Origin of the sequence: Agrobacterium cavarae (genome assembly GCF_004310285.1) — a bacterium.
Taxonomy (GTDB): Bacteria; Pseudomonadota; Alphaproteobacteria; order Rhizobiales; family Rhizobiaceae; genus Agrobacterium; species Agrobacterium cavarae.
On the sequence record NZ_SISF01000034.1, the window covers coordinates 132103 to 157942 of the forward strand.

A 25840-nucleotide genomic window follows, 5' to 3' on the forward strand; every position below is an offset into this window, starting at 1 on the left:
GGCGAAAGATAAGCTCGGAGAAGTAAGAAAATGTTGCAGCCAAAGCGTACAAAGTACCGTAAGCAGTTCAAGGGACGCATCAAGGGCGTTGCCAAGGGCGGCTTTGACCTGGCATTCGGTGAATTCGGCTTGAAGTCGCAGGAACCGAACCGCGTGAATGCACGCGAGATCGAAGCGGCCCGCCGCGCGATCACGCGTTACATGAAGCGCGCAGGTCGCGTTTGGATCCGTGTATTCCCCGATACTCCGGTTACGGCTAAGCCGACCGAAGTTCGTATGGGTAAGGGCAAGGGTTCGGTTGATTACTGGGCATGCAAGGTCAAGCCTGGTCGTATGATGTTCGAGATCGACGGTGTTTCCGAGGAGATCGCCCGCGAGGCGCTTCGTCTCGGCGCTGCCAAGCTCTCGGTCAAGACGCGCTTCGTACAGCGCATCGCAGAGTAAGGAGCAAGGCAAATGAAAGCCGAAGATATTCGCGGCCTCAGCGCCGACCAGCTCAAGGACAAGTTGGCTGACCTGAAGAAGGAACAGTTCAACCTGCGTTTCCAGAAGGCCACCGGCCAGTTGGAAAAGTCCTCGCGCATCAACGAAGTCCGTAAGGACATCGCCCGGATCAAAACCATTGCTGCCCAAAAGGCCGCAGAAGCCAAGGCCTAAGGAAGAATACTATGCCTAAACGCATTCTCCAGGGCGTCGTTGTATCCGACAAGAACGAGAAGACTGTCGTAGTCCGTGTTGAGCGCCGATTCGCTCACCCGTTGCTGCAGAAGACCGTTCGTCGTTCTAAGAAGTACAAGGCGCACGACGAAAACAACCAATACAAGGTCGGCGATGTGGTTTCCATTGAGGAATGCGCACCGATCTCCAAGGATAAGCGCTGGACGGTTGTTGCCGCTCACGCTTAATTTCAACGGAATCGCGCCAGGTGTCTTGCACTTGGCGCGAAAATCTGTATGAAGCAGCGCAAGGACGCTCGTAACCCGAGCGTCTTTTGCTTTGATGCGCACGGAAGGTCCCTTTGGGAAACCACCCTGGCAAGATTTCTTCCGCGCAAAGACAGAGATTTCATAAGCTGGAACAGGGGGCAGCATCCATGATGTATGCCCAACCGGTCCGGTAACAACAAGAAGGCGACCTGACATGATTCAGATGCAAACAAACCTCGACGTGGCGGATAATTCCGGCGCACGTCGTGTCATGTGCATCAAGGTGCTGGGCGGCTCCAAGCGCAAGTACGCTTCCGTGGGCGACATTATCGTCGTTTCCATCAAGGAAGCTATTCCGCGCGGCCGCGTCAAGAAGGGCGACGTGATGAAGGCGGTTGTTGTGCGTACCGCCAAGGACATCCGCCGCGCCGACGGCAGCGTCATCCGTTTCGATAACAACGCAGCTGTTCTTATCGACAACAAGAAAGAGCCGATCGGCACCCGTATCTTCGGACCGGTTCCTCGCGAGCTTCGCGGCAAGAACCACATGAAGATCATCTCGCTGGCTCCAGAAGTACTGTAAGGAGCACGAGCGATGCAGAAGATTCGTAAAGGCGACAAGGTTGTCGTATTGACCGGTAAGGACAAGGGCCGTACCGGCGAAGTAATCCAGGTAATGCCGAAGGAAGACCGTGCTGTTGTGCGTGGCGTCAACATGGTGAAGCGTCACCAGCGCCAGACCCAGAGCCAGGAAGCCGGCATTATCAACAAGGAAGCATCCTTGCACATCTCCAACATTGCCATCGCCGATAAGGATGGCAAGCCGACTCGCGTTGGCTTCAAGGTTGTAGAAGGCAAGAAGGTCCGTGTGGCCAAGCGTTCGGGAGAAGTCATCGATGGCTGAGACCAAGTACGAACCGCGTCTCAAGACGGAATACGTAAACCGTATCCGCGGCGCCATGCAGGAGAAGTTCTCCTACGCTAACGTCATGATGATCCCGAAGCTGGACAAGATCGTGATCAACATGGGTGTGGGTGAGGCGACTGCCGACTCCAAGAAGCCCACGGTTGCTGCAGGCGATCTGGCTGCTATTGCAGGTCAGAAGCCGGTCGTAACCCGCGCCCGCAACTCGATTGCTGGCTTCAAGGTTCGCGAAGGCATGCCAATCGGTGCGAAGGTTACTCTTCGCGGCGCACGCATGTACGAATTCCTTGATCGTCTGGTCAACATCGCGCTTCCGCGCGTTCGCGACTTCCGGGGCCTGAACCCGAAGAGCTTTGACGGCCGTGGCAACTTCGCCATGGGCATCAAGGAGCACATTGTGTTCCCAGAAATCAACTACGACAAGGTTGATCAGATGTGGGGCATGGACATCATCGTTTGCACGACGGCGCCGACCGACGACGAAGCACGGGCTCTTTTGACAGAGTTCAACTTCCCGTTCCGTCAGTAACCGTAACGACGAGCGTAGAAAAGGAACTCCGATATGGCGAAAACAAGCGCAGTTGAAAAGAACAAGCGCCGCCGCAAGACAGTTGCCTCCCAGGCCGGCAAGCGTGCCGCCCTCAAGGCCATTGTCATGAACCAGTCCCTTCCGATCGAAGAGCGGTTCCAGGCAACTCTGAAGCTCGCTTCGCTGCCGCGTGACGGCTCGAAGACGCGTATCCGCAACCGCTGCGAAGTAACGGGCCGTCCGCGCGCGTTCTATCGCAAGCTCAAGATGTCGCGTATCGCGCTTCGTGAGCTGGGCAATTCCGGCAAGGTGCCGGGCATTGTCAAGTCGAGCTGGTAAGGAGACGGGCACATGACCATGACTGATCCTTTGGGTGATATGCTCACCCGCATCCGCAATGGTGCTTCCCGTCGCAAGTCTTCGGTTAGCACACCTGCTTCCAGCCTCCGCGCACGCGTTCTCGACGTGCTGCAGGCTGAAGGCTACATCCGCGGTTATTCCAAGGTCGATTTTGAAAACGGCAAGTCCGAATTCACCATCGAGCTGAAGTACTACGAAGGTGCGTCGGTGATCCGTGAGATCGGCCGCGTATCCAAGCCGGGCCGCCGAGTTTATGTCTCGGTTAAGTCCATTCCGCAGGTCGCGAACGGCCTCGGCATCACCATCCTTTCGACCCCGAAGGGCGTGATGGCCGATCACCAGGCTCGCGAACAGAACGTTGGTGGCGAGGTTCTCTGCTCGGTCTTCTAAGGCCGAGTAAGGATCTCCGTAACGGACAGACAGGATAGAAATATGTCTCGTATCGGTAAAAAGCCCGTTCAGGTTCCCGCAGGTGTGACGGCCAACGTTGAAGGCCAGAAGATTACTGCCAAGGGTCCGAAGGGCGAACTGTTCTTCGTCGCAAATGACGATATCCAGCTCAAGCTGGAAGACAACGGCGTTTCGGTACAGCCGTCCAACAACACCAAGGAAGCTCGTTCCAAGTGGGGCATGTCCCGCACGATGATCGAGAACATCTTCAAGGGTGTGAAGGATGGCTACGAGCGCAAGCTCGAAATCAACGGCGTCGGTTACCGTGCCGCCATGCAGGGCAAGAACCTGCAGCTGGCTCTCGGTTTCTCGCATGACGTCGTTTACGAGCCGCCGCAGGGTATCACCATCGCCGTGCCGAAGCCGACGGAAATCATCGTTTCCGGCATCAACAAGCAGCAGGTCGGTCAGGTTGCCGCGGAAATCCGCGAATACCGTGGTCCCGAGCCCTACAAGGGCAAAGGCGTCAAGTACGCTGAAGAACGGATCGTCCGCAAAGAAGGCAAGAAGAAGTAAGGAACTCGCGAAATGGCTAGCAGGAAAGAAGCACTTGCACGTCGTGCGAACCGTGTACGCCGCCAGCTCAAGGCGGTTGCTAACGGTCGCCCGCGCCTGTCGGTTCATCGCTCGTCGAAGAACATCTACGCTCAGATCATCGATGATGTTGCAGGCAAGACGCTCGCGTCTGCCTCCACGCTCGAAGCCGATCTGCGCTCGTCGCTGAAGACCGGCGCTGACGTTGCGGCTGCTGCCGTCGTTGGCAAGCTGGTTGCCGAGCGCGCTGGCAAGGCTGGCGTCAAGGATGTCGTATTCGACCGTGGCGCATTCATCTATCACGGCCGCGTCAAGGCCCTGGCAGATGCTGCCCGCGAAGGCGGTCTGAACTTCTAAGACTTTATCCACCCGGGCGCATGTCGCACCGGGTGGATTTTCACCGGGCCAACCGGACTTCAGCAATGGAGCCGGAGGGCCTACTTTCGTTTGCCGTTCGATACCGGAAAAGAAAAAGGAAAAGGACAATGGCACAGGAAAAAAGAGGTTCTCGCGAAGATCGCCAGAACCGCGAAGAGCGCGATAGCGAATTCGTCGACAAGCTGGTCGCGATCAACCGCGTTGCTAAGGTTGTTAAGGGTGGCCGTCGTTTCGGCTTCGCAGCTCTCGTCGTCGTCGGCGACCAGAAGGGCCGCGTTGGCTTTGGTCACGGCAAGGCTCGTGAAGTTCCAGAAGCAATCCGCAAGGCAACTGAAGCTGCCAAGCGCGATCTGATCTTCGTTCCGCTGCGCGATGGCCGCACGCTGCACCACGACGTTAACGGCCGCCACGGCGCCGGCAAGGTTCTGCTGCGCTCCGCCAAGGCTGGTACCGGTATCATCGCCGGTGGCCCAATGCGCGCTGTTTTCGAAACGCTCGGCGTTCACGACGTTGTTGCCAAGTCCACGGGCTCTTCGAACCCGTACAACATGGTCCGTGCAACGTTCGACGCTCTGAAGCATCAGGTTCATCCGAAGGACATCGCTGCTCAGCGCGGTCTCAAGTATGCAACCCTTCAGTCACGTCGCGTCGCATCCGGCGTCGCTTCTGAAGAGTAAGGATCTGGATCATGGCCAAGAGCACTACTGAAGCCAAGAAGACTGTTACGGTCGAACAGATCGGCAGCCCAAATCGCCGCCCTGAGATCCAGCGTCAGACGCTGATCGGTCTGGGTCTTAACAAGATGCACCGTCAGCGCACGCTGGAAGATACGCCTTCTGTTCGTGGCATGATTCGTGCGGTCCAGCATCTCGTTCGCGTCGTAGACGAGAAGTGAGACGGAGGAACCTATCATGAAACTCAATGAAATCAGAGACAACGAAGGCGCCACCAAGGACCGTATCCGCGTAGGTCGCGGTATCGGCTCCGGCAAGGGCAAGACCGGTGGTCGCGGCGTCAAGGGTCAGAAGGCTCGTTCGGGCGTTGCCATCAACGGTTTCGAAGGCGGTCAGATGCCTATCTACCGTCGTCTGCCGAAGCGCGGCTTCACCAACATCTTCGCTTCCGAATACGTGACCGTTTCGCTCGGCCGTGTTCAGGCTGCGATCGATGCCGGCAAGCTCGACGCCAAGGCAACGGTTGATGCCGCTGCTCTCAAGGCTGCTGGCGTGATCCGTCGTCCGAAGGACGGCGTGCGCATCCTGGCCGACGGCGAGCTGACGGCAAAGGTGGCTTTCGAAGTCGCCGGCGCTTCCAAGCCTGCGCTTGAAAAAATCGAGAAGGCTGGTGGCTCCATCAAGCTTCTCGTTGTTGCGCCGGAAGCTTCCGAGTAATATATGATGTCTGAACGCCCGGGGTGTTTCGCCCCGGGCGTTTCTCTTTACGCTACGTAAGTCTTTGAAAATCTAATCGATTTGACGGAAGTGCGCAGCGACTCATTGCGATCTCGCATGTCTCGCGCTCAAAATGCCGCAGCGTGCAGCGCAAGTGAGTGCCTCACAGTCCTTGAACTCCCTTGGGGGAGGGGATAGGACATACGAAAACAAGGGTGAGGCATGATTGCGACGTTACAGTCGCTTTCCGTCCGAAGCCCGGTTTTTGAACCAGTATCTTTATGGACCCTGCCGGAGACGCCGTTTACCGTGCTGCTGGATAGGGTCATGCGGAGAATTTTATGGCTTCAGCAGCGGAACAACTGGCCTCAAACCTGAATTTTTCGACCTTCGCCAAGGCTGAAGATCTGAAAAAGCGCCTCTGGTTTACCCTTGCCGCACTTCTCGTCTATCGCCTCGGTACGCATATTCCGCTTCCCGGTCTGAACCCGGAAGCCTATGCCCAGGCATTTCGCGGTCAGGCGAACGGCATTCTCGGTCTCTTCAACATGTTTGCGGGCGGCGCTGTCGAGCGCATGGCGATCTTCGCGCTCGGCATCATGCCTTACATCTCCGCTTCGATCATCGTTCAACTGATGACATCGGTCGTGCCGTCTCTGGAATCCTTGAAAAAGGAGGGCGAAGCGGGCCGCAAGATCATCAACCAGTACACGCGCTATGGCACGGTGCTGCTTGGTACGCTGCAGGCCTACGGCATTTCCGTTGGCCTCGAAAGCGGTGCTGGCCTCGTTGTCGACCCAGGCCTGTTCTTCCGCGTCTCCACGGTCCTCACGCTGCTTGGCGGCACGATGTTCCTGATGTGGCTTGGCGAGCAGATCACCTCGCGCGGTATCGGTAACGGTATCTCGCTGATCATCTTTGCGGGTATCGCGGCAGGTCTGCCGAAGGCTCTGGCCGGTACGCTGGAGCTTGGTCGCACAGGCGCGCTGTCCACGACGCTGATTCTGACCGTCGTCATCGTGGCCATCCTGGTGATCGCGCTGATCGTCTTCGTCGAGCGCGCCCAGCGCCGTCTTCTGATCCAGTATCCGAAGCGTCAAGTCGGCAACCGCATGTTCCAGGGCGACACCTCGCACCTGCCGCTGAAGCTGAACACGGCGGGCGTTATCCCTGCGATCTTCGCATCCTCGTTGCTGCTCCTGCCGGCAACGGCTGCGGGCTTTACCAACAGCACCAACCTTCCTTCCTGGGCGACGACGATCATTGCGTCTCTCCAGCATGGCCAGCCGCTCTTCATGCTGTTCTACGGCCTGCTGATTGCGTTCTTTGCCTTCTTCTACACGGCGATCGTGTTCAATCCAAAGGACACGGCGGATAATCTGAAGAAGCATGGCGGCTTCATTCCCGGCATTCGCCCCGGCGAGCGCACCGCAGAGTACATCGACTATGTGTTGACACGCATCACGGTTGTCGGCGCCATTTATCTTGTCTTCGTCTGTATCCTTCCTGAGACACTTATTGCCCGTACAGGCATACCGTTAGCCCTTGGTGGTACTTCGCTTTTGATCGTAGTCAGTGTAACTCTGGATACTGTTGCGCAAATCCAGGGCCACCTGATTGCTCAGCAATATGAGGGGCTGATCAAGAAATCGAAACTGCGTGGAGGAAAGAGGGGACGATGAGACTGATATTTTTGGGACCGCCAGGTGCAGGCAAGGGAACACAGGCCAAGCGTCTGACGGACAAGTACGGCATTCCGCAGCTTTCCACCGGCGATATGCTGCGTGCGGCTGTGACTGCTGGAACGGACATCGGCAAGCGCGCCAAGGCGGTGATGGATGCCGGTGGTCTCGTGTCGGACGATATCGTCAACCAGATCGTGTCCGAACGGATCGAGCAGGCTGACTGTGCGAACGGCTTCATTCTCGATGGCTACCCGCGGACGGTACCGCAGGCCAAGGCTCTGAGCGAGAATCTTCAGCAGAAGAACATTCAGCTGGATGCGGTCATCGAGCTCAAGGTCGACGAAGAGGCGCTGGTGCGCCGAATCGAGAATCGTGTGGCTGAGACGATCGCTGCTGGCGGAACCGTTCGCTCGGACGACAATCCGGAAGCCTTCCGCAAGCGCCTGTCCGAGTATCGTGAGAAGACCGCGCCGCTCTCCGAATATTACCGTGAGCAGGGCGAACTCGTCGTTCTGGACGGCATGGCCGATGTGGATGCGGTGACCGCTGCAATCGCTGGCGCCTTGGAGAAAGACAACAGCCCGGCGGCCTCTGCTGCACGGATCTAAAGAATCTTGGCGGGGCCGGTTGCTTTTTTGAACCGATTCCGTTAAACACCGCGCCAACTCGCGACAACCCAAGCGACTGGCGCGGATTTTCCTTTAGGGAAGGAAGGTCCGGGTTCGGTCGTTTTGACTTGTGACGAACAGGAATTTGAACTGGCGGCAGCATCGTGCCGCTCAAATGGAAGCACCACTTGCCGGATGGCAACTGGAACGCAAGGAGAATAGACGTGGCACGTATCGCTGGCGTCAACATCCCGACGGCTAAGCGCGTTGTTATCGCTTTGACCTATATTCACGGGATCGGTCCGAAATTCGCGCAGGAAATCATGAACAAGGTTGGTCTCTCGGCCGACAAGCGCGTTCATCAGCTGACGGACGCTGAAGTCCTTCAGATCCGCGAAACCATCGACCGCGATTACCAGGTCGAAGGCGATCTTCGTCGCGAAACTGCGATGAACATCAAGCGCCTCATGGACCTCGGTTGCTATCGTGGCCTGCGCCACCGCCGTGGCCTTCCGGTTCGCGGTCAGCGCACGCACACCAACGCTCGTACCCGTAAGGGTCCAGCGAAGGCCATCGCGGGCAAGAAGAAGTAATTTTCCGTTTATGCGGAAGAGGAGGCTGGTGCGAACCGCGCCAGCCTTTCTGAGTTTGGCGCAATGCCCGCAAGCGGGCGGCGTGCCGGTGTAGCCGCTGGTGTTACGGCGGTGAAGAGATCAATGAAAGGACTATCATGGCCAAGGAAGCCGCACGCGTACGCCGTCGCGAACGCAAAAATATCACGTCGGGTGTAGCGCACGTCAACTCGACCTTCAACAACACGATGATCACCATCACCGACGCACAGGGCAACGCGATTGCCTGGTCGTCTGCTGGTGCCAAGGGCTTCAAGGGTTCGCGTAAGTCGACCCCGTTCGCTGCCCAGATCGCTGCTGAAGATTGCGCCAAGAAGGCTCAGGAACACGGCATGAAGTCGCTTGAGGTCGAGGTTTGCGGTCCGGGTTCGGGTCGTGAGTCCGCACTTCGCGCTCTGCAGGCTGCCGGTTTCCTCATCACTTCCATCCGCGACGTGACGCCGATCCCGCACAACGGTTGCCGCCCGCGCAAGAAGCGCCGCGTCTAACGCGTTCTGTCTGGAGGTTCCGCCTTTCCATCGGTCTGGCGGAATTTTCGCGTAATCGGCGTGTGGTTGCCGGCGTGGCCGGTGTGCTTACGCTTGAAACCCTCCGATGAACCTTTGCGGTTCCTCTCGGTGATCATGCTCGGTCCGCCACGATTGGATGGTGGCGGCGAACGGAAGGTTTAAAGATGATTCAAAAGAATTGGCAGGAACTGATCAAGCCGAACAAGGTCGAGTTCACGTCCTCCAGCCGCACCAAGGCAACGCTTGTTGCTGAGCCGCTGGAGCGTGGTTTCGGTCTGACGCTCGGCAACGCGCTGCGTCGCGTGCTCCTGTCGTCTCTGCGTGGCGCCGCTGTGACTGCCGTGCAGATCGACGGCGTCCTGCACGAGTTCTCCTCCATCCCCGGCGTTCGGGAAGATGTGACGGATATCGTGCTCAACATCAAGGAAATCGCCATCAAGATGGACGGCGATGACTCCAAGCGCATGGTCGTGCGCAAGCAGGGCCCTGGTGCCGTTACCGCTGGCGATATCCAGACGGTTGGCGACATCGAGATCCTGAACCCCGACCATGTCATCTGCACGCTCGACGATGGCGCTGAAATCCGCATGGAATTCACCGTCAACAACGGCAAGGGCTATGTGCCTGCAGAGCGTAACCGCGCGGAAGATGCCCCGATCGGCCTCATCCCTGTGGACAGCCTTTATTCTCCGGTCAAGAAAGTGTCCTACAAGGTGGAAAACACCCGTGAAGGTCAGGTTCTCGACTATGACAAGCTGATCATGACGATCGAGACCAACGGTTCGGTTTCCGGCGAAGACGCCGTTGCCTTCGCCGCTCGTATTCTTCAGGACCAACTTGGCGTGTTCGTCAACTTCGACGAGCCGCAGAAGGAAGCAGAAGAAGAATCGGTTACGGAACTGGCGTTCAACCCGGCACTTCTCAAGAAGGTCGACGAGCTCGAGCTGTCCGTTCGTTCGGCAAACTGCCTGAAGAACGACAACATCGTTTATATCGGCGACCTGATCCAGAAGACCGAAGCCGAAATGCTTCGCACGCCGAACTTCGGTCGCAAGTCGCTCAACGAAATCAAGGAAGTTCTCGCTTCCATGGGTCTGCATCTCGGCATGGAAGTGCCCGCATGGCCACCAGAGAACATCGAAGATCTCGCTAAGCGTTACGAAGACCAGTACTAACAAAGAAAAGGCAGGCCCTCAAAGACTGCCTTTCCCCGTCAAACAGCAGACCAGTCGTCTGCATGTGCCAGGAAACGGCAGGACCGGATAGGGAACCTGCACTAAAGGAGAATAGCAATGCGCCACGGAAATTCAGGCCGCAAGCTCAATAGAACCGCCAGCCACCGCAAGGCAATGTTTGCCAACATGGCTGCTTCGCTCATCACCCATGAGCAGATCGTCACCACTCTGCCGAAGGCGAAGGAAATTCGCCCGATCGTAGAAAAGCTGGTCACGCTCGGCAAGCGCGGTGACCTGCACGCTCGTCGTCAGGCCATCTCGCAGATCAAGGACCAGGACGCTGTCCGTAAGCTCTTCGACGCGATTGCAGCTCGTTACGCAAACCGTAACGGCGGCTACATCCGCATCATGAAGGCTGGCTTCCGTCAAGGCGACAACGCGGCCATGGCTGTCGTTGAATTCGTCGAGCGCGACGTCGACGCCAAGGGCGCAGCCGACAAGGCTCGCGTTGCTGCTGAGACGGCTGCTGCCGAAGCTGCATAAGCCTCGCGCTTAAGCATCAAGACTTGAGAAGCCGGGTGAGCGATCACCCGGCTTTTTTGCGTTCTTGTATGGTCGTGCTGGTGGTCCGGCATGGTGGGGAAGCGGTTGGATGACCGGTGTCGAAATGTCTAGAGCGTGATGCTCCCTATTGGACGACCGAAGGACGGTCCATCTTCTTTGATCTAAGCATTGTGATTTGCGAAAATCGATTTCGATTTTCGGGCCGATGCTGTCAGAACCTACCGGTTCATGCATTGATGTCTCAAGTCGCGGTGTGGCCAGCACTGTGACACCAACGCGGTTTGTATCGGCCGACACAGGCTAGTGCAGGGACACTTTGAAGCGTCGCGGCTTTCTTGCCCAATAGTGGTCGAAAATGCCGATCGATTTTTCCGGACGTGGTTTGCTCTGGCTATACCGGTTAAACGACGTCGGAGGGTGTAGTCTGACGCCTCTCGCTATCAGCTCTGCTCGTTGCTGCTACGGGACAACGCAGCAAACACCGGTGGCTATTGCTCATGCGGCGCACCTTCGTTGTGCGAATGACGCCATTGCGAGATACCCCGGCGTCCGTCCACGAGAGGCTTTGACCGGCCTACTGTTTTTCTGGGAAACGAGCGTCGCAAAGCGTGACGAAGCGCTTCATGGAGTCGGGGTCTTTGGCAAAGATCGCGGACATCGTGTCGACGTGCTTCTGCAGGTAGGTCCGGGCTTCCGACTTCGACATTCTGTTCTCTTCGAAAGACGCTTCCGCCATCGCAGCAAGTTTGTTGAACCTGCTCTCGTAAGCCTGCGCCTGCGCTCTCGCCTTGGCGGATTTTGGACCATCCTGCAACGCGTGGGCGTTGATGATGAAGGTCGCTCCACACTGGAACATGTAATCCGTCTGGGACGGGCCAGGCTTGGCGGTGGAGGCGGCTAAAGCCGGAGCGCTGGACAGGCTTGCCAGAAGAATGAAGATACCAATACGCAACGCCGGTTCCTTTCAAGAGAGGCAGAACGTTTCGTGGTCATCACGCAGATCTTCACGACGTCATGTCGGCGGCCGTTATCGGGCATAAGACTTGAAAATAGGCCTCATCTGAAGGTCTGTAAATTGTGGTTTCTCGTACGATTTTTGGGAGTGAAACCAAACCTTTAGGTGTGTTTGTAGTCTGCCTCTACTCCGGGATGAAGATTCTGTGTTTGATATGCTTCAAATGGCAGACGATGGTGAAGGTCATGATGACGAGCAGCGACCATGAACTCCATTTGCCGAGGCTCACTGCGGACCATGCGCCGAGTTGGTTGGGGTAGCTCCAGATGGCAAAGAAGGTAGAGATGTTTTCCGCCAGCCAAACGAAGAAGCCGATGAGGATGAAGGAAAGAAGCAGTGGCATTTTCCGATCCCTGTCGTAAGGGCGGTAGGTCACTGTGGTGCGGGCATAAAGGCCCAGCGCGCAGGCGGCGATGTACCAGCGATAGTCGCCAATATAGTGATGGGTGAAGAAGTTGGCGTAGATCGCAAGCGCGATCAGCGTTGCCATCCAGTAAGGCGGATGATGGCGAATTCTCAAATCGAATAGCCGCCACGCTTGAATGATGTAGCTGCCGACGGCCGCGTACATAAAGCCGGAAAACAGAGGCACACCAAAGACTTTGCTGTAAGCGAAGTCCTGATAGGACCATGACTGGATGGTGCCGGACGTTTTGAACAATTCCAGCGCGAAGCCGACGATATGGAACAGGAAGATCGCTTTCGCCTCATCGAGCGTCTCGAGCTTGCTCCAGATCATGAAGATCTGGATCGTCAACGCAATGACGAGGAGAACATCGTAGCGTGGCAGGCCGAGGAGGCCGGCCCGCGGCACCAGAAAAATGGACAGGAAGAACAGCCCGGCAAATAGGCAGGCTCTGGCATTCTTGATACCGAAGTAGAGGAATTCAACGGCAAAGCGCCTGAAGCCGCTCAAGCCTCCCCAAGGCCGCGCGTCGCAAAGATAATGATCCAGGAATGACAGACGGGTTGCCGGAAACATTGTATCGGATACCAAGGTCTATGCTCCTGTTTACCGGCGTCGAGAAATGGGTGAGGGAATCGACGTAAGGCAGGATGATGATGATCGATAGCGGCAAATTTTATGCGTCCCGATTGCTCATCCTGTCGGGCCTTATCCTCGTCATTCTGGCGGGACTGGCGCTGCGGCGTTACGGATACATGATCGGACTGCCATTCCTCATCGTCAAATATGGCGGTTCGGTGTTGTGGGGCGCGATGGTCTATCTCCTGGTGGCGCTGCTATTCGTGAACCGCAGAACGCAGCTTTTCATCATCGCCGCCACGTGCTGCTTCGCTATCGCTGTGGAGTTGTTGAGATTGGTGCATTTCCCAGCGCTGGATACATTCCGCGACACGGCGACCGGCACCTTGCTGCTCGGCCGCGTGTTCTCGCCGTGGAATATCCTTTGCTATTTCGCCGGTATCGGAATGGCTGCCGCGATCACGCTGCAGGTCGCGAGGCGGTAGCGTCTCTGCGGGCTCTGCGCCGCGCCATGATGGTTGGCCGGATCAGGCGATAGCCGAGGAGCAGGATCGTGAGGGTGATGTAGAAAGCCGGTTCCAGCGTCAGGCTCTTGCGCGCCAGAACGAAGTGAAGAACGGCGACGATGAGCACCGGGTAGGCGAGCTTATGGAGCGTGTTCCATCGCGAGCCGAGCTTGCGGATCGACCAGCGGTTCGAGGTCAATGCCAGGGGCAGAAGCATCGCCAGTCCCGCCATGCCGAACATGATGTAGGGGCGTCTCAGAACATCGCCAATGATGGAGCTGAAGACCAAACCGCGATCGAGCGTCAAATAGACCGCAAAGTGCGCCAGCACATAGTAGAAGGCCAAGAGGCCGAGGGCGCGTCGATAGACAATCAGGTTGATGTTGAACAGATCGCGCAGTGGGGTCACCAGCAGCCCAAGGCAGAGGAAGCGCAGAGCCCAGATGCCCAGCAGATGCTCGAAATCCTTGACGGGATTAAAGCCAAGCCCACCTGTCGCGGCCAGGTAAAAATACCAGAGGCCGGGACAGAGGCCGAGAATGTAAAGTGCCCAGATGGCGGCGGGCTGGTAGCGTTTGGGCAAAGAGGGCAGGGGCAGGGCGAATGCCATGTCAATAATTCGCCTTCAAGTCCAGGCCGGTATAGAGGCTCGCAACGTCTTCATAGCCGTTGAACATCAGCGTCGGCCGGTTCTTGACGCCGAAGAAGCCGCCTTCGCCGATGCGCTGCTCGGTGGCCTGGCTCCAGCGGGGATGATCGACGTTGGGATTGACGTTGGAATAGAAGCCATATTCCCGCGCGTTGGAGTTTTTCCACGTGGTTTCGGGCTGTTTCTCGACCAGCGAAATGCGGACGATCGACTTGATGCCCTTGAAGCCGTATTTCCAAGGAACCACGAGGCGGATCGGCGCGCCGTTCTGGTTCGGCAACGTCTCGCCATAGAGGCCGACAGCCAGGATGGTCAGTGGATGACGGGCCTCGTCGAGGCGCAGGCCTTCGACATAGGGCCAGTTGAGCGGCTGGAAGAGCCCGCTTTGACCCGGCATCTCATCGGGGCGAACGACGGTCTCGAAGGAAACGAATTTCGCACTGCCGAGCGGCTCTACCTTGTCGAGAAGGCTTGCCAGGGGGAAGCCGATCCACGGGATCGCCATCGACCAGCCTTCGACGCAGCGCATGCGGTAAGTACGTTCCTCGAGGTCGAACTTAATCAGCTCTTCCAGCCCGAACTCTTTTGGCTTGCCGACGAGGCCATCGACCTTCACGGTCCACGGCGTCGGTTTGAACTTGCCGGAGTTTTCTTTCGGGTCGGATTTTCCGACGCCGAATTCATAGAAGTTATTGTAGCTGGTGACGGCATCAAGCGGCGTCAGTTGTTCATCCAGCTTGTAGGCGCCCGGCTTTGCCGTCAGTGGCGCTGCGATTGCCTCGCGACCCGTCAGGCCAATGGCTGCGAGCCCAGCCGCCGTGCCGAGAAAGCGACGCCTGGAGAGATAAACATCGCGCGGCGTGATTTCGCTGGAGGCGATACGGGGTGGGCGATAGACGGGCATCGAAATCTCCTGAGAAACAGGTGCTGCACCGGACGTGCATGATGAGGCAGGTCCATATGATATGATCCTGGTTTACGGCAAACAACAGGCGTCGGTTCACTTAATCGCGCGAAAGTGAAAACGCGATGCGATATGTTCGTCTGCTATGACGAGCGAGCGCACTCCTTTGTAAAACAAGGTCTAGATTCTGGTCAGATAGGTGGACGAAGGATTGGTTCGCTGGGTACTGTAATGACGGAGATTTCGCCGATTTTTTTCCTCGGGCGCTGGACGAGATAGTGCATGACGCCGGGGGACTCGCCCTCGAAAAGATTGAAGGTCTCCTGGCCCCTAAAGGTGATACGCGCTTGACCTGTATGGAACGAGCAGGGCGACGCGCAGGCAACGGTCAGTGTGTTTGCGTCGATACCGTTTGCCTGACCTAACTCGATACCCACCGTAATGCCGAGCTTTGGTTCCGAAATGATGCCGCAGTTCCTGCCGCTGTCGCAGGCTGCTGTCGCGATGAGCGGCTCCTTGGACGCGTCAAGGAGAACTGCTACCTGAACCTGTTGGACTTTTACTTCGGCTGCCTGGGACACGCAGGTTAACGCCAACAACGATGCTGGCGCTATTCTGAGTGTCCGCAGAAGCATTACGATCATTGAAATCTCCAACCCTGGATCGTCCTCACAGACAGTCGCGTCAACTGGCACCTGTGCGTGCCACGCATCGTATCACGCTGATTACAGGTGAGAAACAAATGAATTGGCGTACCGTACCGCACCGTACTGTTTTGCCGCAAGGTGACAGTGACAGGAGTTTGCGAATGGAGTAGAAGACGCGTCAGATTTTAAGCGGGCAGGGCGCGTTGATGTACCTGGGAGATATGCCCGCGAGTTTGAGAGAACCGAGGAATAACGAGATGCCTGTCTATCGCTCCAGAACGACAACCCATGGCCGCAACATGGCGGGTGCGCGTGGCCTTTGGCGCGCCACCGGCATGAAGGATGGCGATTTCGGCAAGCCGATCATTGCGGTGGTGAACTCCTTCACGCAGTTCGTGCCTGGTCACGTTCACCTGAAGGATCTTGGTCAGCTCGTCGCACGCGAGATCGAGGCGGCCGGCGGTGTTGCCAAGGAATTCAATACGATCGCCGTGGATGATGGTATCGCCATGGGTCACGATGGCATGCTCTATTCGCTGCCGTCGCGCGAGATCATCGCAGACTCGGTCGAATATATGGTCAATGCGCATTGCGCAGATGCCATGGTCTGCATCTCCAATTGCGACAAGATCACGCCCGGCATGCTGAATGCCGCGATGCGTCTCAACATCCCGGCCGTCTTCGTTTCCGGCGGCCCGATGGAAGCCGGTAAGGTCGTCCTGCACGGCAAGACCGTTGCGCTCGATCTGGTCGATGCCATGGTTGCGGCTGCCGATGACAAGGTTTCCGATGAAGACGTAAAGATCATCGAGCGCTCCGCCTGTCCGACCTGCGGTTCGTGCTCGGGCATGTTCACGGCCAACTCGATGAACTGTTTGACGGAGGCGCTTGGTCTTTCTCTGCCTGGCAACGGCTCGACGCTGGCGACCCACTCCGATCGCAAGCGTCTGTTTGTCGAGGCCGGTCACCTGATCGTCGATCTGGCACGTCGCTATTACGAGCAGGATGACGAGACCGTGCTGCCGCGCACCATCGCTTCAAAGGCTGCATTCGAGAACGCCATGTCGCTCGATATCGCCATGGGCGGTTCCACCAATACGGTTCTGCATATTCTGGCAGCGGCGCATGAAGGCGGAATCGAATTTACGATGGAAGACATCGACCGGCTTTCGCGCAAGGTTCCTTGCCTTTCCAAGGTCGCGCCTGCCAAGCAGGACGTGCATATGGAAGATGTGCACCGCGCCGGCGGCATCATGCGTATTCTCGGTGAACTCGACCGCGGCGGTCTCATCAATCGCGATTGCCATACTGTTCATGAGCCCACGCTGGGTGACGCCATCGACCGCTGGGATATTACCCGCACCAATTCCGAAACGGTGCGCGAGTTCTTCAAGGCGGCGCCTGGTGGCGTGCCGACCCAGGTTGCCTTCAGCCAGTCTTCACGCTGGGACGATCTCGATACCGACAGCGAAAACGGCGTTATCCGCTCAGTCGAAAAGCCTTTCTCGAAGGACGGCGGTCTTGCCGTTCTTTACGGCAACATCGCGCTGGATGGCTGCATCGTAAAGACGGCGGGTGTGGACGAGAGCATCTTGAAGTTCAATGGCAGCGCTGTTGTCTATGAAAGCCAGGATGCTGCGGTGAAGGGCATTCTCTCCAACGAAGTCAAGGCGGGCGATGTCGTCGTCATCCGTTACGAAGGCCCGAAGGGCGGCCCCGGCATGCAGGAAATGCTCTATCCGACGAGCTATCTGAAATCCAAGGGTCTGGGCAAAGCCTGCGCCTTGATCACCGATGGTCGTTTCTCCGGCGGCACGTCGGGCCTTTCCATCGGCCACGCCTCTCCGGAAGCGGCCCAGGGCGGCGCCATCGGCCTCGTGCGTCAGGGCGATCTCATCGAGATCGACATCCCGAACCGCACGATCAACCTCAAGGTTTCGGACGCCGAACTTGCGGCGCGTCGCGCAGAGCAGGACCAGCTTGGCTGGAAGCCGGCGGAGTTCCGCAAGCGCAACGTCACCACCGCGCTGAAGGCCTATGCAGCCTTTGCATCCAGTGCAGATAAGGGTGCTGTTCGCATTCTGCCGGAGTGACTTTTCTCCGGGCCTCAGCATGATCTTTTTTAAATGGAAAACGCCCTGACACGGGCGTTTTTTTATTTTCTCCAACGGATTGGGAGGTTTGGTTATGAGATTGAATCAGGTCCTGATCACCATGCTGATTCTGGATAAGGGCTGAGACTTCACCTTCATCTTCGGTCGCGGCTTTGAGCTTTTTCCCATGTCAGCCGCTCAAGCTTGTAACGGATAAGGGGCACCACCTTGCTACGCTCAGAGCAAAAGGCTCTGGCGACGCCGTTCCTTTCAAACCCCAGCTTTTCCAGCAGATGACGAGATGCTTTGTTGTCCGCAATCGGGCTGGCATGAAGAGCGTCGATCTCAAGGCACTCGAAAGCATGGTTGATGACAAGACATGCTGCCTCAGAGGCAAAGCCTCTGCCCCAAGCGCTGCGGCCGAGCCAATAGCCGAATTCACCCGCAAGGCCGATCAGACCAACGAGTTGACCGGTGTCGATGGCCCAAACCGGGCTCTTCTTTTTTCGGGCTCGCAAGATCAGTTCTCTTGCATCGGCGGTGGTAAAAGGCATTGCGGTTTTAAGCAGATTGCGTGTGACCAGTGGATCGTTTGTCATCCGCGCGAGCCCTGCGGCGTCCGCAATTTTCAGCGGTCGCAGCAGGAGCCGTCTCGACGTCAGCACGATAGGATAGGTGGCGACCTTGCTCATGGACCTCATCATGCGTGAGACGTTCGTCGACGCAACCCTTGTTTCAGCATCGGAACAACCAGCCAATCGGAAACGTTGCCGCATGAATTGCTAGGGAGAAAATCATGAAGCGGGCAGTTGTGACCGGCGGCGGTGGCTTGATCGGGGCGGGAATTATCGAGGCTCTGTTGGACGACGGCTGGACCGTTGCGTGCTTCGACATCAAGGACACCAAGACAGCGGCGCGCAACATTCTGTGTGACGTGGGAAATGAGACCTCAGTGCTTGCCGCCTTCGATCAGCTTGGTTGGAAAGGGCTTGAACTGCTCGTCAACAACGCCGGTATTGCAAGCCCGGTGAATGGGCCGATCCATGAGCTGTCGCTTGCCGATTGGCGCAAGGTCACCGATAGCCATTTGACGGGAGCATTCCTGATGACAAGGTCCGCCGTGCCGCTGATGGGCGAGGGTGCGAGCATCGTCAATATGGTCTCAACGCGTGCCTTCATGTCCGAGCCGGAAACCGAAGCCTATGCCGCGTCCAAGGGTGGGCTTGTTGCCTTAACCCATGCGCTGGCTGTCAGTCTCGGGCCAAAGATACGCGTCAATGCGATTGCGCCGGGTTGGGTGACCGATGAAGCCGATCTCCGCAAAAAGGACCATGCGCAGCACCCGGTAGGGCGCGTTGGCAGGCCGAAGGATATTGCCGATGGTGTGCTCTATTTGGCGGGTGCCGGCTTCATGACTGGTCAGGTTCTGGTGCTGGATGGTGGGATGACGCGGAAGATGATCTACGAGGAATAGCATTCGTGTTTCTTCAAAAAATGAATCAGGGCGTTGAGGTTTTGATTCAGGAAAAAGCTGAAACGCATTGTTTCGAGACTCCTTTTCGCGATCGACGCTTTGCGAGTCACAAGGTGGTGATGCTGCTTCCTTTGATCGTGGCAGCGCTTACCTAGGTAAACATGAAACGTCGCACAGCACTCGCACTCCTCGCCTCCCTGCCTTTTGCCACAGCGGTTCGCGCGCAATCGTCAGGCACAGGCGCCAAATTCGATCCCATCCTGGAAGGGGCGGGTTCTCTTCAGACGCTGAAGGCAGTGATCGTCAGCGTCGATAGCGAGGAGGTTGCCTCGCGCGCCTATAATGGTTCATCGCTCAACGGATCGACCAATATCAAGTCCGCGTCCAAGTCGATCGTCTCTGCCCTTGTTGGCATGGCAATCGATCGCAAGATTCTGGAGGGTGCCGATCAGCCTATTGCCTCGGTGCTGAGAGCCGACTTTCCCGCGAACTCCGATCCGCGACTGGAACGCGTTACGATCGGCAATCTGCTTTCGATGCAGTCTGGTCTCGCACGCATGTCCGGTCCGAATTACGGGCGCTGGGTCGCGAGCCGCAACTGGGTGCGCACGGCTCTCGGCTCGGGCTTCGATGGCGAGCCGGGCGGTGGCATGCTCTATTCGACGGCCTCAACGCATCTCCTCTCGGCCATTTTGACGAAAGCCTCCGGTCGCCCGACGCTGGCGCTTGCCCGAGACTGGTTCAAGCCGCTCGATAGGTTTGCCATCGGCAGCTGGGAACGTGATCCGCAGGGCATTTATCTGGGCGGTAATCAGATGGCGATGACGGCGCGTTCGCTCTTGGCTTTCGGAGAATTGTATCGGCGTGGTGGCGTTACCGCCGATGGTGAGCGCATCCTCTCGCAGTCATGGATCGACCAGTCCTGGACGCAGCGAACGAACTCGGTGTTCAATGGCGACGGTTATGGCTATTGCTGGTTCATCAAGGAAATGGCGGGAGAGAAGGTATTCTACGCCTGGGGCTATGGCGGGCAGATGCTCTATATCGTGCCGTCGAAAAAGCTCTCTGTGGCCATGACATCCCGGGAAGATGCGCCCTCGGCGCGCACCGGTTACCGGGATGCGTTGCATGGTTTAATGACGAATATCATCGCGGCGAGTTAGAGTGGGCGGTTGATGCTCTGGAATGCTTCGCCAAGCTTCACCATGCGCTCGTCATAAGCCTTGGTCAGGCAGGCGACATCCGCTTCACAGGTCTGGCGACGCTTCAGCCATTCGCTCTGTTCGGTTTTCAGTGCATCACGAGACCCCATGGCCATGAGCTGAGTGAGAATGTCGAAGGTGGTGGCCATTTTCACGTCCTGATCATTCAGGGCGCGGTTCTCGCAGATGGTCTTCTCATCTGCCGCGAGATCAGTCTTGCTGCAATCGAAGCTCGCGGCTCCGACGGGCGATCCATGCGAATAGGAGGCGCAAACAATAAACAGGGCCAGAGCGTGTTTTCGAAACTGCATTTTTCTGTCTCATCTTTCATCAGATCTTGGCGGTTCAATTCTCAGACCTCGAAACCAGTTCCAAAGAAAGTAAAGCGCTCGCTTGTAAAGCCGTGCGTCATGATATTGCCGCCCTTTGATTTATAGGCTGAGACGCTATAACTGCATCCTATTGATGAAGATGAGGAATCACATGCAGCGCGTGTTGAAATTCATGGCCCACGGCTTTCTTGCGGCGTTGCTTCTTGCGCCCTTGGGTGCGCAGGCGCAGGACGCTAAAGCGGTGCCGGCCAGCCGCATGGACATGCAGCTGTCCTTTGCCCCGCTGGTCAAGCGCACATCCGGTGCCGTGGTGAACGTTTATGCCGAGCGCATCGTCCAGCGCCGCACCTCGCCCTTTGCCGGCGACCCGTTCTTTGAACAGTTTTTTGGCCAGCAATTGCCGAACCGCACGGAAAAGCAATCTTCGCTGGGCTCCGGCGTGATCGTTTCGGCCAGCGGGCTGGTGGTGACGAACAACCACGTCATCGAAGGCGCCGACGATATCAAGGTCGCGCTGGCCGATGGTCGTGAATTTCCCTCCAAGGTTCTCCTGAAGGATGACCGTGTCGATCTCGCGGTGCTGCAGATCGATGCAAAGGAACAGTTCCCCGTGCTGCCGCTTGGCAATTCGGACGCCACGGAAGTCGGTGACCTGGTGCTTGCCATCGGTAACCCGTTCGGTGTGGGGCAAACTGTCACCAGCGGTATCGTCTCAGCCTTGGCGCGCAATCAGGTGACGCAAGGCGATTTCGGCTTCTTCATCCAGACGGATGCTTCGATCAATCCCGGCAACTCCGGTGGCGCACTGATGAACATGAACGGCGAGCTGATCGGCATCAATACGGCGATCTTTTCGCGCGGCGGTGGCTCCAATGGTATCGGCTTTGCCATCCCTGCGAACCTGGTCAAGGTGTTCCTGGCCGCGGCTGAAAAGGGCGACAAGAGCTTCCAGCGGCCCTATGTTGGTGCAACATTCGATCCGGTTACCTCCGAAGTCGCGGAAGCTCTTGGGCTGAAGCGCGCGCGAGGCGCACTTGTCGTCAGCGTTGTGAAGGGTGGCCCTGCGGAGAAGGCGGGCATCGAGCCAGGCCAGGTGGTCACTGCCGTAAACGGCATTGAGGTGGAGCATCCGGATGCGCTGGGTTATCGCCTGACGACGGCGGGTATCGGCAAATCCGCCAAGATCGCGCTGATCGACAAGGGCAAGGAAAAGACCGTCACCATTGCGCTCGATACTGCGCCGGAAACGGCACCGCGTGACGAGCGCCTGCTGGAGGGTCGCAATCCATTTGCCGGTGCCACCGTCGCCAATCTTTCGCCGAAGCTTGCCGATGAGTTGCGTATGGTCGGAACACCCTCCGGTGTCGTGATCGTCGATGTCGCGCGCGGTTCGCCCGCTTCGCGTGTCGGCTTCCAGCCAAAGGATATCATCGTGTCGTTGAACGGCGCCGATATCACCTCCAGTGCCCAGATGGAGGAAGCGCTGCATGACGATCCGGGCTTCTGGCGTCTTGAGATCATTCGCGATGGTCAGCGCCTGCGGCAGTTTCTGCGATGAGCGGAGACCTCTTCGCACCTCAGATTCCAGCGGAGGTCGCCAATCGGCGGCCTTTGGCAGACAGGCTGCGGCCGACCACGATCGCACAGGTCACAGGTCAGCCGCATCTGACGGGCGAGGAAGGTGTTCTGCGCCGCATGATCGAAAGCGGCTCGCTGGGCTCGATGATCTTCTGGGGGCCGCCGGGCACGGGCAAGACAACCGTTGCGCGGCTACTTTCGGGTGAAGCCGGTCTCGCCTTTGAGCAGATTTCCGCAATCTTCTCCGGCGTGGCCGACCTGAAGAAGGTGTTCGAGGCTGCGAGGACGCGGCGGATGAACGGGCGGCAAACGCTGCTCTTCGTCGACGAAATCCATCGCTTCAACCGGGCTCAGCAGGACAGCTTTTTGCCGGTGATGGAAGATGGGACCATCATCCTTGTCGGTGCAACGACCGAGAACCCGTCCTTCGAACTGAATGCCGCTTTGCTGTCGCGTGCCCGCGTTCTGACCTTCAAGCCGCATGACGAAGAGAGCCTGATGGAGCTCCTGAAGCGTGCCGAGGAGGCGGAAGCCAAACCGCTGCCGCTTGATGAAGACGCGCGGCTCTCACTGCTTCGCATGGCCGATGGTGACGGGCGCGCCGTGCTGACGCTCGCCGAGGAAGTCTGGCGTGCGGCGCGAGAAGGCGAGGTGTTCAATACGGAGGGGCTGACCCGCATCGTTCAGCGTCGGGCGCCGGTCTATGACAAGGGTCAGGACGGGCACTATAATCTGATCTCTGCACTTCATAAGTCGGTGCGCGGCTCCGATCCCGATGCAGCGCTTTATTACCTGGCGCGAATGCTCGATGCGGGCGAAGATCCGCTTTATCTCGGCAGACGTCTGGTGCGTATGGCAGTGGAGGATATCGGGCTTGCCGATCCGCAGGCGCTGGTCATCTGCAATGCGGCGAAAGATGCCTATGATTATCTCGGCTCGCCGGAGGGGGAGCTGGCGTTGGCGCAGGCCTGCGTCTATCTGGCGACGGCGCCGAAATCCAATGCGGTCTACACCGCCTACAAGAGCGCGATGCGGGCGGCCAAGGAGAACGGATCGCTCCTGCCTCCCAAGCATATTCTCAATGCGCCGACCAAGCTGATGAAGGGCGAGGGCTATGGTGATGGCTATCGCTATGATCACGACGAACCAGATGCCTTCTCAGGCCAGGATTACTTCCCGGAAAAGATGGGGCGCACTACCTTCTACGATCCGCCCGACCGGGGTTTTGAACGCGACATTCGCAAGCGCCTGGATTGGTGGTCGAAGCTGAGACGGGAACGCAACCCTCGTTGAAGCGCAAAACCAGCTTTAGGGCTGGCTGTCTGCGCTTCGCTTCGCTTCTCATTCCTGTTGGACGGTTGATCAGGCGCTCTTGCGCTGGGCGGCTGCTGGATTTGCCGGCAGCATCTTCACAGAGGATTCCGCCAAGCCATTGTGGCCTTCACCATCGACGATGACATGCCAATGGCCGGTTTCGGGAATCGCCAGACGCAGCGGTGATTTTCGAGCAACGCCGCCGACATATTTGAAATCCAGAAGCTCTGTGAATCTTTGGAAATTTCTGGCCGTCATCAATCGTACGTTGGCGACCGCGTTGAGAGATACTTCAATAATGGTACCAGTACGGATCTCCTTGAGATCGTAGTGGGTGTAGCGAAAATTAGGTTTTGGCATATCGATCTCGTCGTCTTATTCGGCGCAGAGATCATGATTCTGATTTCTTAATTCGAAATTACTTGATGTGTAGTCTGTGCGAACTTTTTTTAGGCTTTAAGGAGACAAACTCCCAACGATACTGCGAGCTAAAAACAATACGCCGTTATCTCAAATGTGTTGTCTGAGCCGTTACCTTCCAAATTATATTTCCACCTACCACTGCGTGCACTTTATGTTTTTGTCAATTTTTTAAGATTACCAATAATTGATCACATTCGGGGGAATTTGACGTATGAAACATCTCACCATTTCCACGCGGCTTTATGCGCTGGTCGCATTGTTTCTGGCGATACTGGCGGCGGCGCTGACATCAAGCCTGTTCGGTGGCTATGGCGGGATGGAGAGGGAGCGCAAGGCCGGGCTGGAGGCGTTGACGCATTCGGCTGTCGGCATTCTCGATCAATATTATCGTCTGGAACAGAGCGGGACGCTGACTCGGGAGGTCGCTCAGCAACAGGCGAAGGCTTCGATTGCCGCGATGCGCTATGACAATGGCAATGGCTATTTCTGGATCAACGACATGGGTCCCAAAATGGTCATGCATCCGGTGAAGCCGGAGCTGAACGGTGCCGATCTGACGAAAAACAAGGATCCGAACGGCAAGTTTCTCTTTGTCGAATTCGTCAATACCGTGAAGGCGAGCGGGAAGGGCTTTGTCGATTATCAGTGGCCGAAGCCCGGCGCGCCTGATCCCGTGGGCAAGTTCTCTTATGTCGAAGGCTTTGCACCCTGGGGCTGGATTGTTGGCACAGGTGTCTATGTTGACGATCTGAACGCCATGTTCTGGCGCGAGGCAACCCTCTATGTCGGCATTTGCCTGATCAGCGCGCTCGTCGTTCTTGCCGTCGCCACCGCGGTCGTGCGCAGCGTTTCAGGCCCGATTGGCAAGCTGAAGACGAGCATGTCCAGCATTGCGGATGGAAACGCTGAGGCCGATGTGCCGTTCGTCGAACGTCGCAACGAGATCGGCGCCATGGCCAAGACGCTGCTCGTTCTTCGCAACTCCGTGAATGAGCGCAGCCAGTTGCAGCTTCGCGAAGCCGAGCAACAGAAGGCAATCGAGAATACGCGCCGGGAAAGCGAGGATGTGCTTCGTTCCGCCTCCGAGCGCCAGGCCCAGGCCATGGACTCGCTCGGGCAGGCTATGGAAAACCTCGCGCGCGGCGATCTTACTGTTCAAGTGGGTCAGGTGGGTGCCGAATATGACAAGCTGCGCGCCGACTTCAACAGCGCTGTTGGCGTCCTTCGGGACGTGATCGCAACGATTTCGCGCAGCAGCGATGTCGTCAACGCCAGCGCCTCCGATATCAGCGAGGCGACGGGCAATCTTTCCCGCCGTACCGAACAGCAGGCAGCGGCGTTGGAAGAGACGGCAGCTGCACTCGACGAGATCACGGCAACGGTTCGCACGGCGTCCGAGCGCGCAAACGAGGCGCGGCAGATGGTAACGGAGACGAAGCAAAGCGCGGGTCGCTCCGGTGATATCGTCCGCAGCGCAGTGGAGGCCATGAACCGGATCGAGGAGTCTTCCCGCAAGATCGGTCAGATCATCGTCGTCATCGATGAAATCGCTTTCCAGACAAACCTGCTCGCCTTGAACGCTGGTGTCGAAGCCGCACGTGCCGGTGAGGCCGGTCGTGGCTTTGCCGTCGTAGCGCAGGAGGTTCGCGAACTTGCTCAGCGTTCCGCCAATGCTGCAAAGGAAATCAAGACGCTGATCAACAGCTCGGCAGAGCAGGTGAGTGGCGGTGTGACGCTGGTTCGGTCCACCGGAGAGGCGCTGGAGGAGATCGTATCGCTGGTCAACCGTGTCGACGGCCACGTGAACTCGATTGCCACGGCTGCTCGCGAGCAGGCGACGGGACTGCAGGAGATCAACACTTCCGTCAACCATATGGACCAGATGACCCAGCAGAATGCCGCAATGGTGGAGGAAACCACGGCGGCGAGCGAAACGCTGGCAGAAGAGAGCCGCAAGCTGCATTCGCTGCTGGCGCGGTTCCAGCTTGGAAGCTTTTCTGCTGGAGGCTCGATGTCGCGGGCGGCCTGACTTTCACTTCCATACCGATAGCG

At 57.6% G+C, this 25840-nt stretch carries 35 protein-coding genes; 27 read left to right on the plus strand and 8 right to left on the minus strand.

The genetic code is table 11. The features are described 5' to 3' along the window. Positions 1 to 30 precede the first annotated feature (30 nt). The 19 genes from rplP (at position 31) to rplQ (ending at position 10645) form a co-directional block, all read left to right on the plus strand. The gene (gene rplP, locus EYC79_RS21480; protein WP_027677422.1) at positions 31 to 444 is read left to right on the plus strand and encodes a 50S ribosomal protein L16; all 414 of its coding nucleotides are present in this window, start codon (positions 31 to 33) and stop codon (positions 442 to 444) included. Between the two features lie 12 nt (positions 445 to 456). Continuing rightward, positions 457 to 657, plus strand: a complete 201-nt coding sequence (gene rpmC / locus EYC79_RS21485; protein ID WP_027677421.1) for a 50S ribosomal protein L29 — start codon at positions 457 to 459, stop codon at positions 655 to 657. Between the two features lie 11 nt (positions 658 to 668). Next, positions 669 to 905, plus strand: coding sequence for a 30S ribosomal protein S17 (gene rpsQ / locus EYC79_RS21490; RefSeq protein ID WP_027677420.1), 237 nt, complete (start codon positions 669 to 671; stop codon positions 903 to 905). Between the two features lie 235 nt (positions 906 to 1140). Further along, on the plus strand, positions 1141 to 1509 hold the full coding sequence (rplN, locus tag EYC79_RS21495) for a 50S ribosomal protein L14 (RefSeq protein WP_027677419.1): 369 nt from the start codon (positions 1141 to 1143) through the stop codon (positions 1507 to 1509). A 12-nt stretch (positions 1510 to 1521) separates the two neighbouring features. Continuing rightward, the gene (rplX, locus tag EYC79_RS21500) at positions 1522 to 1830 is read left to right on the plus strand and encodes a 50S ribosomal protein L24 (protein ID WP_062427531.1); all 309 of its coding nucleotides are present in this window, start codon (positions 1522 to 1524) and stop codon (positions 1828 to 1830) included. Further along, positions 1823 to 2380, plus strand: a complete 558-nt coding sequence (gene rplE / locus EYC79_RS21505; RefSeq protein WP_062427530.1) for a 50S ribosomal protein L5 — start codon at positions 1823 to 1825, stop codon at positions 2378 to 2380. The genes rplX and rplE overlap by 8 nt, the downstream gene beginning before the upstream one ends. 33 nt (positions 2381 to 2413) lie before the next feature. Beyond that, positions 2414 to 2719, plus strand: coding sequence for a 30S ribosomal protein S14 (rpsN, locus tag EYC79_RS21510; protein WP_062427529.1), 306 nt, complete (start codon positions 2414 to 2416; stop codon positions 2717 to 2719). A 12-nt stretch (positions 2720 to 2731) separates the two neighbouring features. Continuing rightward, a complete protein-coding gene (gene rpsH / locus EYC79_RS21515; RefSeq protein ID WP_062427528.1) occupies positions 2732 to 3130 on the plus strand; it encodes a 30S ribosomal protein S8 in 399 nt (132 codons plus the stop codon). A gap of 42 nt (positions 3131 to 3172) precedes the next feature. Further along, positions 3173 to 3706 carry a 50S ribosomal protein L6 gene (gene rplF, locus EYC79_RS21520; protein WP_062427527.1) on the plus strand — a complete coding sequence of 178 codons (534 nt, stop codon included), beginning with the start codon at positions 3173 to 3175 and terminating at the stop codon, positions 3704 to 3706. Between the two features lie 12 nt (positions 3707 to 3718). Next, positions 3719 to 4081 carry a 50S ribosomal protein L18 gene (gene rplR, locus EYC79_RS21525; protein ID WP_062427526.1) on the plus strand — a complete coding sequence of 121 codons (363 nt, stop codon included), beginning with the start codon at positions 3719 to 3721 and terminating at the stop codon, positions 4079 to 4081. Positions 4082 to 4209: 128 nt separating this feature from the next. After that, positions 4210 to 4779: a 30S ribosomal protein S5 gene (gene rpsE, locus EYC79_RS21530; RefSeq protein WP_113226276.1), complete on the plus strand. Its 570-nt coding sequence runs from the start codon at positions 4210 to 4212 to the stop codon at positions 4777 to 4779. A gap of 11 nt (positions 4780 to 4790) precedes the next feature. Further along, positions 4791 to 4997 carry a 50S ribosomal protein L30 gene (gene rpmD, locus EYC79_RS21535; RefSeq protein WP_062427524.1) on the plus strand — a complete coding sequence of 69 codons (207 nt, stop codon included), beginning with the start codon at positions 4791 to 4793 and terminating at the stop codon, positions 4995 to 4997. Between the two features lie 16 nt (positions 4998 to 5013). After that, the gene (gene rplO / locus EYC79_RS21540; protein ID WP_062427523.1) at positions 5014 to 5493 is read left to right on the plus strand and encodes a 50S ribosomal protein L15; all 480 of its coding nucleotides are present in this window, start codon (positions 5014 to 5016) and stop codon (positions 5491 to 5493) included. A 341-nt stretch (positions 5494 to 5834) separates the two neighbouring features. Further along, the gene (secY, locus tag EYC79_RS21545) at positions 5835 to 7175 is read left to right on the plus strand and encodes a preprotein translocase subunit SecY (RefSeq protein ID WP_062427522.1); all 1341 of its coding nucleotides are present in this window, start codon (positions 5835 to 5837) and stop codon (positions 7173 to 7175) included. Next, the gene (locus EYC79_RS21550; RefSeq protein ID WP_062427521.1) at positions 7172 to 7786 is read left to right on the plus strand and encodes an adenylate kinase; all 615 of its coding nucleotides are present in this window, start codon (positions 7172 to 7174) and stop codon (positions 7784 to 7786) included. Before secY ends, EYC79_RS21550 begins: the two co-directional genes overlap by 4 nt. A gap of 224 nt (positions 7787 to 8010) precedes the next feature. Then, a complete protein-coding gene (rpsM, locus tag EYC79_RS21555; protein WP_062427520.1) occupies positions 8011 to 8379 on the plus strand; it encodes a 30S ribosomal protein S13 in 369 nt (122 codons plus the stop codon). 137 nt (positions 8380 to 8516) lie between these two features. Further along, positions 8517 to 8906 (plus strand): 30S ribosomal protein S11, encoded by a 390-nt coding sequence (rpsK, locus tag EYC79_RS21560; protein WP_062427519.1) that lies wholly within the window; start codon positions 8517 to 8519, stop codon positions 8904 to 8906. A gap of 185 nt (positions 8907 to 9091) precedes the next feature. Further along, positions 9092 to 10102, plus strand: coding sequence for a DNA-directed RNA polymerase subunit alpha (locus EYC79_RS21565; protein ID WP_003495228.1), 1011 nt, complete (start codon positions 9092 to 9094; stop codon positions 10100 to 10102). 117 nt (positions 10103 to 10219) lie between these two features. Beyond that, entirely contained in the window at positions 10220 to 10645 is a 426-nt protein-coding gene (gene rplQ, locus EYC79_RS21570; protein ID WP_062427518.1) for a 50S ribosomal protein L17, read from the plus strand. A 595-nt stretch (positions 10646 to 11240) separates the two neighbouring features. Here rplQ and EYC79_RS21575 read toward each other — a convergent pair. Both EYC79_RS21575 and EYC79_RS21580 read right to left on the minus strand, forming a co-directional pair. Further along, positions 11241 to 11618 (minus strand): hypothetical protein, encoded by a 378-nt coding sequence (locus EYC79_RS21575; RefSeq protein WP_112358239.1) that lies wholly within the window; start codon positions 11616 to 11618, stop codon positions 11241 to 11243. A gap of 187 nt (positions 11619 to 11805) precedes the next feature. Beyond that, the gene (locus EYC79_RS21580) at positions 11806 to 12663 is read right to left on the minus strand and encodes a DUF817 domain-containing protein (protein WP_112358240.1); all 858 of its coding nucleotides are present in this window, start codon (positions 12661 to 12663) and stop codon (positions 11806 to 11808) included. Between the two features lie 80 nt (positions 12664 to 12743). Here EYC79_RS21580 and EYC79_RS21585 point away from each other — a divergent pair, with 80 nt between their 5' ends. Further along, positions 12744 to 13151, plus strand: a complete 408-nt coding sequence (locus EYC79_RS21585; RefSeq protein ID WP_205654465.1) for a ribosomal maturation YjgA family protein — start codon at positions 12744 to 12746, stop codon at positions 13149 to 13151. Here EYC79_RS21585 and msrQ read toward each other — a convergent pair. The 3 genes from msrQ to EYC79_RS21600 all read right to left on the minus strand — a co-directional run bounded on the left by msrQ (position 13126) and on the right by EYC79_RS21600 (position 15369). Continuing rightward, a complete protein-coding gene (gene msrQ / locus EYC79_RS21590) occupies positions 13126 to 13782 on the minus strand; it encodes a protein-methionine-sulfoxide reductase heme-binding subunit MsrQ (RefSeq protein WP_130979460.1) in 657 nt (218 codons plus the stop codon). The two genes, EYC79_RS21585 and msrQ, sit on opposite strands and share 26 nt — an antisense overlap. Position 13783: 1 nt before the next feature. Next, complete coding sequence (gene msrP, locus EYC79_RS21595; RefSeq protein WP_130979461.1) at positions 13784 to 14725, minus strand: protein-methionine-sulfoxide reductase catalytic subunit MsrP; 942 nt, start codon at positions 14723 to 14725, stop codon at positions 13784 to 13786. A gap of 191 nt (positions 14726 to 14916) precedes the next feature. Further along, positions 14917 to 15369, minus strand: a complete 453-nt coding sequence (locus tag EYC79_RS21600; protein ID WP_130979462.1) for a hypothetical protein — start codon at positions 15367 to 15369, stop codon at positions 14917 to 14919. 260 nt (positions 15370 to 15629) lie between these two features. Between EYC79_RS21600 and ilvD the strand changes: the two genes are divergently transcribed. After that, positions 15630 to 17465, plus strand: coding sequence for a dihydroxy-acid dehydratase (gene ilvD, locus EYC79_RS21605; protein ID WP_062427511.1), 1836 nt, complete (start codon positions 15630 to 15632; stop codon positions 17463 to 17465). Positions 17466 to 17620: 155 nt separating this feature from the next. On the opposite strand, the gene EYC79_RS21610 is transcribed toward ilvD, so the two are convergent. Then, the gene (locus EYC79_RS21610; RefSeq protein ID WP_165457094.1) at positions 17621 to 18157 is read right to left on the minus strand and encodes a GNAT family N-acetyltransferase; all 537 of its coding nucleotides are present in this window, start codon (positions 18155 to 18157) and stop codon (positions 17621 to 17623) included. Positions 18158 to 18261: 104 nt separating this feature from the next. Here EYC79_RS21610 and EYC79_RS21615 point away from each other — a divergent pair, with 104 nt between their 5' ends. The 3 genes from EYC79_RS21615 to EYC79_RS21620 are packed head-to-tail and all read left to right on the plus strand — an operon-like array spanning position 18262 to position 20102. After that, on the plus strand, positions 18262 to 18939 hold the full coding sequence (locus EYC79_RS21615) for an SDR family oxidoreductase (protein ID WP_130979464.1): 678 nt from the start codon (positions 18262 to 18264) through the stop codon (positions 18937 to 18939). 5 nt (positions 18940 to 18944) lie between these two features. Then, positions 18945 to 19094, plus strand: coding sequence for a hypothetical protein (locus EYC79_RS23560; protein WP_165457095.1), 150 nt, complete (start codon positions 18945 to 18947; stop codon positions 19092 to 19094). A 6-nt stretch (positions 19095 to 19100) separates the two neighbouring features. Beyond that, entirely contained in the window at positions 19101 to 20102 is a 1002-nt protein-coding gene (locus EYC79_RS21620; RefSeq protein WP_130979465.1) for a serine hydrolase domain-containing protein, read from the plus strand. On the opposite strand, the gene EYC79_RS21625 is transcribed toward EYC79_RS21620, so the two are convergent. Further along, positions 20099 to 20452, minus strand: a complete 354-nt coding sequence (locus EYC79_RS21625) for a lysozyme inhibitor LprI family protein (RefSeq protein ID WP_062440774.1) — start codon at positions 20450 to 20452, stop codon at positions 20099 to 20101. The genes EYC79_RS21620 and EYC79_RS21625 overlap by 4 nt on opposite strands. Before the next feature lie 172 nt (positions 20453 to 20624). Between EYC79_RS21625 and EYC79_RS21630 the strand changes: the two genes are divergently transcribed. Beyond that, entirely contained in the window at positions 20625 to 22031 is a 1407-nt protein-coding gene (locus EYC79_RS21630) for a DegQ family serine endoprotease (RefSeq protein ID WP_130979466.1), read from the plus strand. Then, the gene (locus EYC79_RS21635; protein ID WP_112358247.1) at positions 22028 to 23344 is read left to right on the plus strand and encodes a replication-associated recombination protein A; all 1317 of its coding nucleotides are present in this window, start codon (positions 22028 to 22030) and stop codon (positions 23342 to 23344) included. The genes EYC79_RS21630 and EYC79_RS21635 overlap by 4 nt, the downstream gene beginning before the upstream one ends. A gap of 69 nt (positions 23345 to 23413) precedes the next feature. Here the strand turns inward: EYC79_RS21635 and EYC79_RS21640 are convergent, their stop codons facing one another. Next, positions 23414 to 23725 (minus strand): DUF1883 domain-containing protein, encoded by a 312-nt coding sequence (locus EYC79_RS21640; RefSeq protein ID WP_130979467.1) that lies wholly within the window; start codon positions 23723 to 23725, stop codon positions 23414 to 23416. Between the two features lie 274 nt (positions 23726 to 23999). Here EYC79_RS21640 and EYC79_RS21645 point away from each other — a divergent pair, with 274 nt between their 5' ends. After that, on the plus strand, positions 24000 to 25817 hold the full coding sequence (locus EYC79_RS21645) for a methyl-accepting chemotaxis protein (RefSeq protein ID WP_113327204.1): 1818 nt from the start codon (positions 24000 to 24002) through the stop codon (positions 25815 to 25817). Positions 25818 to 25840 lie beyond the last annotated feature (23 nt).

What these genes read in the sequence shown, in the direction of transcription:
- msrQ (WP_130979460.1), bottom strand. Translation starts at nt 13,782, where the DNA reads ATGGCATTCGCCCTGCCCCTGCCCTCTTTGCCCAAACGCTACCAGCCC.
- rplO (WP_062427523.1), top strand. Translation starts at nt 5,014, where the DNA reads ATGAAACTCAATGAAATCAGAGACAACGAAGGCGCCACCAAGGACCGT.
- rpsN (WP_062427529.1), top strand. Translation starts at nt 2,414, where the DNA reads ATGGCGAAAACAAGCGCAGTTGAAAAGAACAAGCGCCGCCGCAAGACA.
- rpmC (WP_027677421.1), top strand. Translation starts at nt 457, where the DNA reads ATGAAAGCCGAAGATATTCGCGGCCTCAGCGCCGACCAGCTCAAGGAC.
- rpsK (WP_062427519.1), top strand. Translation starts at nt 8,517, where the DNA reads ATGGCCAAGGAAGCCGCACGCGTACGCCGTCGCGAACGCAAAAATATC.
- rpsH (WP_062427528.1), top strand. Translation starts at nt 2,732, where the DNA reads ATGACCATGACTGATCCTTTGGGTGATATGCTCACCCGCATCCGCAAT.
- rplE (WP_062427530.1), top strand. Translation starts at nt 1,823, where the DNA reads ATGGCTGAGACCAAGTACGAACCGCGTCTCAAGACGGAATACGTAAAC.
- EYC79_RS21620 (WP_130979465.1), top strand. Translation starts at nt 19,101, where the DNA reads ATGAAACGTCGCACAGCACTCGCACTCCTCGCCTCCCTGCCTTTTGCC.
- secY (WP_062427522.1), top strand. Translation starts at nt 5,835, where the DNA reads ATGGCTTCAGCAGCGGAACAACTGGCCTCAAACCTGAATTTTTCGACC.
- EYC79_RS21625 (WP_062440774.1), bottom strand. Translation starts at nt 20,452, where the DNA reads ATGCAGTTTCGAAAACACGCTCTGGCCCTGTTTATTGTTTGCGCCTCC.
- rplP (WP_027677422.1), top strand. Translation starts at nt 31, where the DNA reads ATGTTGCAGCCAAAGCGTACAAAGTACCGTAAGCAGTTCAAGGGACGC.
- EYC79_RS21635 (WP_112358247.1), top strand. Translation starts at nt 22,028, where the DNA reads ATGAGCGGAGACCTCTTCGCACCTCAGATTCCAGCGGAGGTCGCCAAT.
- msrP (WP_130979461.1), bottom strand. Translation starts at nt 14,725, where the DNA reads ATGCCCGTCTATCGCCCACCCCGTATCGCCTCCAGCGAAATCACGCCG.
- EYC79_RS21600 (WP_130979462.1), bottom strand. Translation starts at nt 15,369, where the DNA reads ATGATCGTAATGCTTCTGCGGACACTCAGAATAGCGCCAGCATCGTTG.
- EYC79_RS21580 (WP_112358240.1), bottom strand. Translation starts at nt 12,663, where the DNA reads ATGTTTCCGGCAACCCGTCTGTCATTCCTGGATCATTATCTTTGCGAC.
- EYC79_RS21640 (WP_130979467.1), bottom strand. Translation starts at nt 23,725, where the DNA reads ATGCCAAAACCTAATTTTCGCTACACCCACTACGATCTCAAGGAGATC.
- EYC79_RS21565 (WP_003495228.1), top strand. Translation starts at nt 9,092, where the DNA reads ATGATTCAAAAGAATTGGCAGGAACTGATCAAGCCGAACAAGGTCGAG.
- rplX (WP_062427531.1), top strand. Translation starts at nt 1,522, where the DNA reads ATGCAGAAGATTCGTAAAGGCGACAAGGTTGTCGTATTGACCGGTAAG.
- EYC79_RS21610 (WP_165457094.1), bottom strand. Translation starts at nt 18,157, where the DNA reads ATGAGCAAGGTCGCCACCTATCCTATCGTGCTGACGTCGAGACGGCTC.
- rplF (WP_062427527.1), top strand. Translation starts at nt 3,173, where the DNA reads ATGTCTCGTATCGGTAAAAAGCCCGTTCAGGTTCCCGCAGGTGTGACG.
- EYC79_RS21615 (WP_130979464.1), top strand. Translation starts at nt 18,262, where the DNA reads ATGAAGCGGGCAGTTGTGACCGGCGGCGGTGGCTTGATCGGGGCGGGA.
- rplN (WP_027677419.1), top strand. Translation starts at nt 1,141, where the DNA reads ATGATTCAGATGCAAACAAACCTCGACGTGGCGGATAATTCCGGCGCA.
- ilvD (WP_062427511.1), top strand. Translation starts at nt 15,630, where the DNA reads ATGCCTGTCTATCGCTCCAGAACGACAACCCATGGCCGCAACATGGCG.
- EYC79_RS21550 (WP_062427521.1), top strand. Translation starts at nt 7,172, where the DNA reads ATGAGACTGATATTTTTGGGACCGCCAGGTGCAGGCAAGGGAACACAG.
- EYC79_RS21585 (WP_205654465.1), top strand. Translation starts at nt 12,744, where the DNA reads ATGATCGATAGCGGCAAATTTTATGCGTCCCGATTGCTCATCCTGTCG.
- EYC79_RS21630 (WP_130979466.1), top strand. Translation starts at nt 20,625, where the DNA reads ATGCAGCGCGTGTTGAAATTCATGGCCCACGGCTTTCTTGCGGCGTTG.
- rpsE (WP_113226276.1), top strand. Translation starts at nt 4,210, where the DNA reads ATGGCACAGGAAAAAAGAGGTTCTCGCGAAGATCGCCAGAACCGCGAA.
- rplQ (WP_062427518.1), top strand. Translation starts at nt 10,220, where the DNA reads ATGCGCCACGGAAATTCAGGCCGCAAGCTCAATAGAACCGCCAGCCAC.
- rplR (WP_062427526.1), top strand. Translation starts at nt 3,719, where the DNA reads ATGGCTAGCAGGAAAGAAGCACTTGCACGTCGTGCGAACCGTGTACGC.
- rpsQ (WP_027677420.1), top strand. Translation starts at nt 669, where the DNA reads ATGCCTAAACGCATTCTCCAGGGCGTCGTTGTATCCGACAAGAACGAG.
- EYC79_RS21645 (WP_113327204.1), top strand. Translation starts at nt 24,000, where the DNA reads ATGAAACATCTCACCATTTCCACGCGGCTTTATGCGCTGGTCGCATTG.
- rpmD (WP_062427524.1), top strand. Translation starts at nt 4,791, where the DNA reads ATGGCCAAGAGCACTACTGAAGCCAAGAAGACTGTTACGGTCGAACAG.